At 55.7% G+C, this 6,485-nt stretch carries 6 protein-coding genes; all 6 read left to right on the forward strand.

Annotation, left to right across the window (positions count from 1 at the left end):
* Positions 1-104 precede the first annotated feature (104 nt).
* The 6 genes from HFM78_RS02625 to HFM78_RS02650 all read left to right on the forward strand — a co-directional run bounded on the left by HFM78_RS02625 (position 105) and on the right by HFM78_RS02650 (position 6,113).
* The gene (locus HFM78_RS02625; protein WP_287127863.1) at positions 105-1,235 is read left to right on the forward strand and encodes a lipopolysaccharide assembly protein LapB; all 1,131 of its coding nucleotides are present in this window, start codon (positions 105-107) and stop codon (positions 1,233-1,235) included.
* On the forward strand, positions 1,232-2,350 hold the full coding sequence (locus HFM78_RS02630; protein WP_287127864.1) for a HupE/UreJ family protein: 1,119 nt from the start codon (positions 1,232-1,234) through the stop codon (positions 2,348-2,350). The genes HFM78_RS02625 and HFM78_RS02630 overlap by 4 nt, the downstream gene beginning before the upstream one ends.
* Positions 2,351-2,427: 77 nt before the next feature.
* Positions 2,428-3,519, forward strand: coding sequence for a GNAT family N-acetyltransferase (locus tag HFM78_RS02635; protein ID WP_287127865.1), 1,092 nt, complete (start codon positions 2,428-2,430; stop codon positions 3,517-3,519).
* A gap of 69 nt (positions 3,520-3,588) precedes the next feature.
* Entirely contained in the window at positions 3,589-4,404 is an 816-nt protein-coding gene (locus tag HFM78_RS02640; protein WP_287127866.1) for a hypothetical protein, read from the forward strand.
* A 37-nt stretch (positions 4,405-4,441) separates the two neighbouring features.
* Positions 4,442-5,365, forward strand: a complete 924-nt coding sequence (locus HFM78_RS02645) for a cation diffusion facilitator family transporter (RefSeq protein WP_287127867.1) — start codon at positions 4,442-4,444, stop codon at positions 5,363-5,365.
* 58 nt (positions 5,366-5,423) lie between these two features.
* Positions 5,424-6,113 (forward strand): FadR/GntR family transcriptional regulator, encoded by a 690-nt coding sequence (locus tag HFM78_RS02650; RefSeq protein ID WP_287127868.1) that lies wholly within the window; start codon positions 5,424-5,426, stop codon positions 6,111-6,113.
* The last annotated feature ends 372 nt before the right edge of the window (positions 6,114-6,485 follow it).

The raw sequence follows: 6,485 nt of genomic DNA on the forward strand, positions 1-6,485 counted from the left end.
CCCCAGCCCCCTCCCCCGTGAGCAGGGTAGGGGCAAAAATTTTCCTTTCTAGCCTTGGTTCCCCACTAGTGGGGCGGAGGGGCCTCTTCCTCATACTTTCCCTTGTGCTAGGAACGCCAGCCTGGGCAACACCTTTTATTCCTGAGCGCGATGACCAAGTATTAGAGCAGTTGCGGACCAAGCCCCTCGACCCAGTAGCCCGTGAATTGAGCCAACTACGCGCTGACCTCAGCCGGACTCCCCGCGATTTACCCAAGGCATTAACTTTGTCTCGCCGCTACATTGAGATGGGCCGTCTTACGGCTGACCCACGCTACAACGGTTATGCCCAAGCGGTCCTAGCACCCTGGTGGGAGAAGCCCCCCGCTGAAGTTTTATTAATGCGGGCGACCCTGCGTCAGAGTAGCCACGATTTCAAAGGTGCCTTGGCAGACCTTGAGCAACTAATCAAAGCGGACCCCCGCTCGGCCCAGGCCCGCTTGACCAGAGCGGTCGTCTATCAGGTCCAGGGAGAATATGCCCTTGCGAAACAGGACTGCGCTTCCCTCATACAGCTATCTACTGAGTTAGTCACGGTGAGTTGTCTAGCGGGCGTGGCCAGTCTGAACAGACAGGCGGAGCAGAGCTACAGGCTGCTGGCGCGGGTCCTAAAAGCATCTCCCCAGGCTGGTTTGGGTGAGAAATTATGGGCTACGACATTATTGGGCGAGATTGCGGCGCGTCAAGGCCAGGCTAAAGCCGCCGAACTACACTTCAAGCAGGCGATGGCCCTCGGACCCGATGCCTATTTGTTGGGAGCCTATGCGGATTTCCTCCTGGACCAGGGCCGTCCCCAGGCCGTAGTGGACTTACTCAAGGACCAGACGCGGGTCGATGGATTGTTGCTCAGGCTAGTGCTAGCGGAACAAACCCTCAAAGCCCCGGTTTTGGCTACCCACCGCGCCGACTTGACCGCTCGTTTTGCCGCCAGTCGTCTGCGCGGCGATACGGTCCACCAACGCGAAGAGGCCCGGTTTTTACTGCAAGTCCTCAAGCAACCCAAACAGGCTCTCCCTGTGGCCCAAGCGAATTGGCAAATTCAACGTGAACCGGCTGATACCTACTTACTCCTTGCGGCTGCCCTCGCCGCCGGGGATAAAACCGCCGCCCAACCCGCCCTGACTTGGTTACAAGAAGTCCGCACCGAAGATAAACAACTGGCTGTACTCGTCAAAGCCTTAGGGAGTGGGAAATGAGGTGGTTACTATGGCTCTGTCTGGGCTTAGTTTGGTCGGGTCCGGCTCTAGCGCATAAACCCAGTGATAGTTATCTCCAATTCACCGTCCAGGAAAACCGCATCCTCGGGCAGTGGGATGTTGCCCTGCGGGATTTAGATTACGCAATTGGGCTAGATAGCGACAATAATGGGGCGATTACCTGGGGCGAGTTGCGTCGTCAGGAAGCGGCGGTCCTGGCCTACGCCCAACCCCGGCTCCAGCTAACCAGTGGCGGGGCGTGTCCGGTCTCCCCCACGGGCTTTTTGGTGGACAACCACACGGACGGGGCCTATGCGGTCCTGCGTTTCACGGCGACCTGTGCTGAAGTTCCCGCCGCTTTGAAGATCAGCTATCGGCTATTTTTTGACCTCGATCCCCAACATCGGGGACTACTAAACCTTAAAGCGGATGGGCAGACCCAGACGGCAATTTTTAGTCCTGCCCAGGCTGAACAGACCTTGACCTTAGGAGCCAAGACAGCGGGTCCGGCTCAGTTCTTGGGTTTTGTCGGGGAGGGGATTTGGCATATCTGGATTGGGTTTGACCATATTTTGTTTCTCTTGACCTTACTCCTCCCGGCAGTGCTGGTGCGGCAGGGGGGGAAGTGGGTGCCGGTGTCGGAGTTCCCCTTTGTTTTTCAGGATGTCCTCAAGGTGGTCACAGCCTTTACGGTGGCGCACTCGATTACTCTCAGTCTGGCGACGTTAGGTGTGGTGCAACTACCCTCGCGCTGGGTGGAGTCGGTGATTGCTTTCTCGGTGGTCTTGGCTGCGTTAAATAACTTCTTCCCACTCTTGGGGACCCGCAGGTGGTTGATGGCCTTTGGGTTTGGGTTAATTCATGGGTTTGGGTTTGCCAGTGTGTTAGCGGATCTGAATTTGTTAGGGACGGATTTGCTCTTAGCCTTAGTCGGGTTCAATTTAGGAGTTGAGGCGGGGCAGTTGGTGATTGTGGCCCTCTTTTTACCCTTGGCGTTTATCACGCGGGAGTCTTGGTTTTACCGGCGGGTGGCGTTTTTGGGTGGTTCGGGGTTAGTCGTCGGCATGGGACTAGTCTGGTTAGTAGAGCGGTTGTTTGACTTCACCGTTATTTAAGGCGTCCCCCGCAAGTGGGGCGGACGGACTATTCAAGACGGGCATAATGGAGGTAACAGCCGGGTCTGAGGTGCGTTGTGTTTTTGATTCGACGGGTCCAGTTTCTTGATTTGGAAGCGGTGGCGGCCCTGTGTGGAGCTAGCGCGGCGGGCGAACATTCGGTGAGTTTGTTGTCTACTGACCAAATGCGTCACTGGTATGGACCCGTCCGGCTTTTGAGTTTGTTCCCTAACCGCTACCAGCATATTTTTGATGTGTATGTGGCTCAGGTGGAAGGCAAGGTGGTGGGGATGATCCAGGTCTCCCCGGTCAATGTCACGCGCACGACTTGGCGTATTGACCGTCTGATTGTAAATGAAGAGTTCTCTAGTCAGCAGATTGGCCTGCTGTTGATGGGCTGGGTATTTGAGTATTACCGCAATGCCCGGACTTGGATCTTAGAGATTAATATCCATGACAAAGCATCCCTGGCGGTCTACCGCGAGAAGGGCTTCCAGTCCTTAGCTGAGCAGAGTTATTGGTATCTAGCCCCGGAGACTTTGCAGGGTTTGTCTGGTTCATCCCATAACCCCTTACAATTGCGGCCCGTCAGTAATGCCGATGCTCACTTACTCTGTGAACTTGATACTGTAGCGATGCCGCCCATTGTCCGCAATATCTATAACCGTCATCTCGACGATTTCCGCCGCAACTATCTGCAACGGTTGACCGACACCGTGGGACTGGTCCTCAGCCGTCAAGAACGGGTCTCGCGCTATGTCTACGAACCCCAACGTAAAGCCGCCATTGGTGCTTTTGACCTCTATTTACAGCGCGACCCCGGCCTACAGCCCCACCGTGTCCACCTCTGGGTCCACCCAGCCTACACTTGGCTCTACGCGCCCTTACTCCAGACCATAGCCCAAATCGCCCTCTACTATCCCCACACCGGGCTTGAGGTGGCTTCGGCGGACTACCAACCGGAGCGCGAGGCTTATTTCACGGCTCTGGGTGCCGGGGTGACGGAGCGGACTCTGTTGATGGCCCGTTCGGTTTGGCACAAAGTCCGCGAGTCACGCAACCCCTTAGAAGGTCTGTCGCTCCCGGATATGCTCCCCAAGTGGCAACCCCTCCAAAACCCCCTGCCCAACCGCATCCAACAGGAGTTAGAACCGCCTAGCGAGTTCTAACCTGTTCCATATTTGGTGTCATCCTAAGCTCTGACGCTATACTTAGTGCAACTCAGTCTGGTATGCCTGATGAAGCACTGGTTTTTACTCCTGACCCTTGGGACCCCGGTACTGGCCCAAGGCTATGAATATGTGCGGCCTAGTCCCCTACCACCCCCGCCGCCTACTCTAAACACGATGCCTCCAGATACTGCCCCGCAAGTTGTACCCCCGCCGACTACGGTAAAGCCGCCCCAGACCGTGCGGACCACGCCAGCCCCCCAGCCCATCAAGCCCATCCAACCTGCTGAAACACCCTGGCAGCCCAAACTATTGCGCCAGGATGTGGGTATCGTCCTCTTACCCATCGGGGCCAAAATGCCCGTCAAGGTCTATCAGTCCACCCTTTTCGCCGCCCATGCTGAGTTCCCCCTAGTCCTAGAGGTGGCAGAAGACGTGATGGGCGTGCAGGGTGAACGGGTCATCCCGCGTGGCAGCCGCGTCCAAGGTACTTTTAAACCCATCACGCGTGAAATCAAAGCGCGTCAGCGTTCCAGTTACAAAATCAATACTCGGACGGTAGTCCTCGGTAATTACTTCGTCGCCGAAAAAGTCACCATCGGTGCCCAAACCTATGAACTCAATGCCGTCAGCCCCCCACTCAGTACCGAGCCAGACCCACGGGTGGTAGGGGATGATGGTGCCCTCAAGGGTTCAGCCTATGGCGTAGCGGGCGGGGTAGCTTTAGGGATTGTGACTGGGGGGTTAGCCCTGCCCTTACTCCTGGCGGGGGGAGCCATGGGCGCGGTCACAGGCGGTGCCCCGCCAGAGACGATTGCTCTGGAGCCAGACCGTCTCTTGACCCTGACCCTCCAGGCCCCCCTGAGGGGCCAACCGCGCACGTAATCCAGTATCTTAGGGATGTTCCCGACGGGTGAGGGGTATGGCTTCAGGTTCTCAAGCAACGGTGGTCGCGGCTCTGATTGGCAATGGTCTAATTACAATTTCTAAGGTCGGGGCGGCGGTGGTTTCTGGCTCCACGGCAATGTTAGCGGAGTCATTACACTCATTTGCCGATACCTCCAACCAACTTTTGCTGTTGTATGGGTTGAACCAGGGTAAACGCCCCGCCGATGCCCGTCGGCCTCTGGGTTATGGACGGGAAGTATATTTTTGGACTTTTACGGTGAGTGTAGTTATTTTCTTTTTGGGCGGCGTTTTTGCGATCTACGAGGGGACGAAGAAAGCTTTTTTTGAAACTGAAGCCCACAGTGTTGACCCATTTTGGAGCTACATTGTCCTCACCCTGGCAATTCTTTTTGAGAGTTATTCCCTCTCGGTCGCCGTCAAAGAATTCAATAACTATCGGCAGGAGCGGCCTTTTTGGAAAACGATCCTGGAGACCCGCGACCCGGTAATTCCGACGGTGTTATTTGAAGATACAGCAGCAATTGTCGGTTCAGCGGTCGCGCTTGTGGGCCTGTGGATAACGGTAACGTTTGATTTACCGATTGTGGATGGCCTGACCTCAATCGTGATTGGGATCATCCTTTGTGTCGTGGGAGTCTTTTTGGCCTTGGAATCGCGGTCTTTGTTAATTGGGGAGGGTGCAAGTGACGAAACATACACTTCAGTCCGCGCCAGTATTGGTCAGATCCCGGAGATCTTGAGTATCGAAGAACTACTCATCCCCCAACTCGGCCCGGAGGAAGTGATGGTGACACTAGCCGTGACCTTCCGCCCGGACCTCTCCCTCCAACAGGTAGAACAGGTTATTGACCGCACCGAGGAGGCGATCCGTGCCAAAGTCCCGACCGCCCGTCGTATTTTCATCGAAGCTGAGTCCTTGACCCGGTTGACAAGCTAGCAATCTTGTGGGGGGTAGTTCTACGTCCTATGATCAGATGTATGAAGACACCAGACGTATGAAGACACCCGTGCAACGCCAAAACCTGACCGCCCAAGTGATCCAACATTTCCAGGAACGGCTGGCCTTGGGGGAGTTCCCCGTGGGGACCAAGTTGCCCCCGGAGAGTGAGTTGATGAACCAGTTAGGGGTGGGCCGCTCGACGTTGCGGGAGGCCGTGCGGGTCTTGGCTCACAGTGGGCTTCTGGAAGTCCGACAGGGGGACGGGACCTATGTGCGGGCACGGACGACCACAGCGGAGTCCTTGGAATTACGCTTACAACGGGCAGCCATCCGTGAAGTCTACGAGGTGCGTCGGCTTCTGGAACTAGAGATGGCGGGTCTCGCTGCTCAACGCCGCGATGAACAGGACTTGGCCCGGATGCAAGAACAACTCCACCTACGTCGCTTGGCTCGCGCTGCTGGGGATGACCGGGCTTTTTTGGATGCGGATGTGGCCTTTCATTTGGCGGTGGCGACAGCAAGTAAGAATGCAGTCCTCGCGGACCTCTACCAAACTTTCACGACCCAGTTACGGCTGGCCCTCAACAAACTGGTCGCCGACCCCGATATCCAATGTGGCAATCAAGCTCTACACCACCATCAATTGTTTGAAGCGATTGCAGCCCAAGATGTAGCAGCGGCGCAAAGCTGGACCGCGCAATATCTGGAGAGCATCATGGGCCAATTAGAACAGTTGCCGAGTTAGGTGTTTATACTATCTGTGAAAATAACAAAGTAGAGCATCACAGATAGATAGGTACAGAGGATATTAAAAACACACAGGACCTACGCAGCGCAAAAGGAGTCGGTCGGATAGTGGAGCCGTGACCTGCCCTTTAGCCGATGAGTTTTACTAAACTCGACGACTGCCAATACCGGTTAATTTCCCAGGTCAACTATACCCTGACCTACGTAGCTGGCGTTGCATAGTGGAGTAATGGAATGTCCGCCATGGGCCGCCACCCGCATCGGTAAAAATGGTCATCGCTACGGCAAACAATGCTTTATCTGCAAAGACTGCCGCAGACCCTTTGTCGCGTCCTACGCAACGATTGGCTATCCCACGGCAACCAATTAC

The organism is Candidatus Cyanaurora vandensis, assembly GCF_013285555.1.
GTDB lineage: Bacteria > Cyanobacteriota > Cyanobacteriia > Gloeobacterales > Anthocerotibacteraceae > Cyanaurora > Cyanaurora vandensis.

Bases quoted from the DNA above. Each gene is read 5' to 3' on its own strand.
- HFM78_RS02630 (WP_287127864.1), top strand. From the start codon at position 1,232: ATGAGGTGGTTACTATGGCTCTGTCTGGGCTTAGTTTGGTCGGGTCCG.
- HFM78_RS02640 (WP_287127866.1), top strand. From the start codon at position 3,589: ATGAAGCACTGGTTTTTACTCCTGACCCTTGGGACCCCGGTACTGGCC.
- HFM78_RS02645 (WP_287127867.1), top strand. From the start codon at position 4,442: ATGGCTTCAGGTTCTCAAGCAACGGTGGTCGCGGCTCTGATTGGCAAT.
- HFM78_RS02650 (WP_287127868.1), top strand. From the start codon at position 5,424: ATGAAGACACCCGTGCAACGCCAAAACCTGACCGCCCAAGTGATCCAA.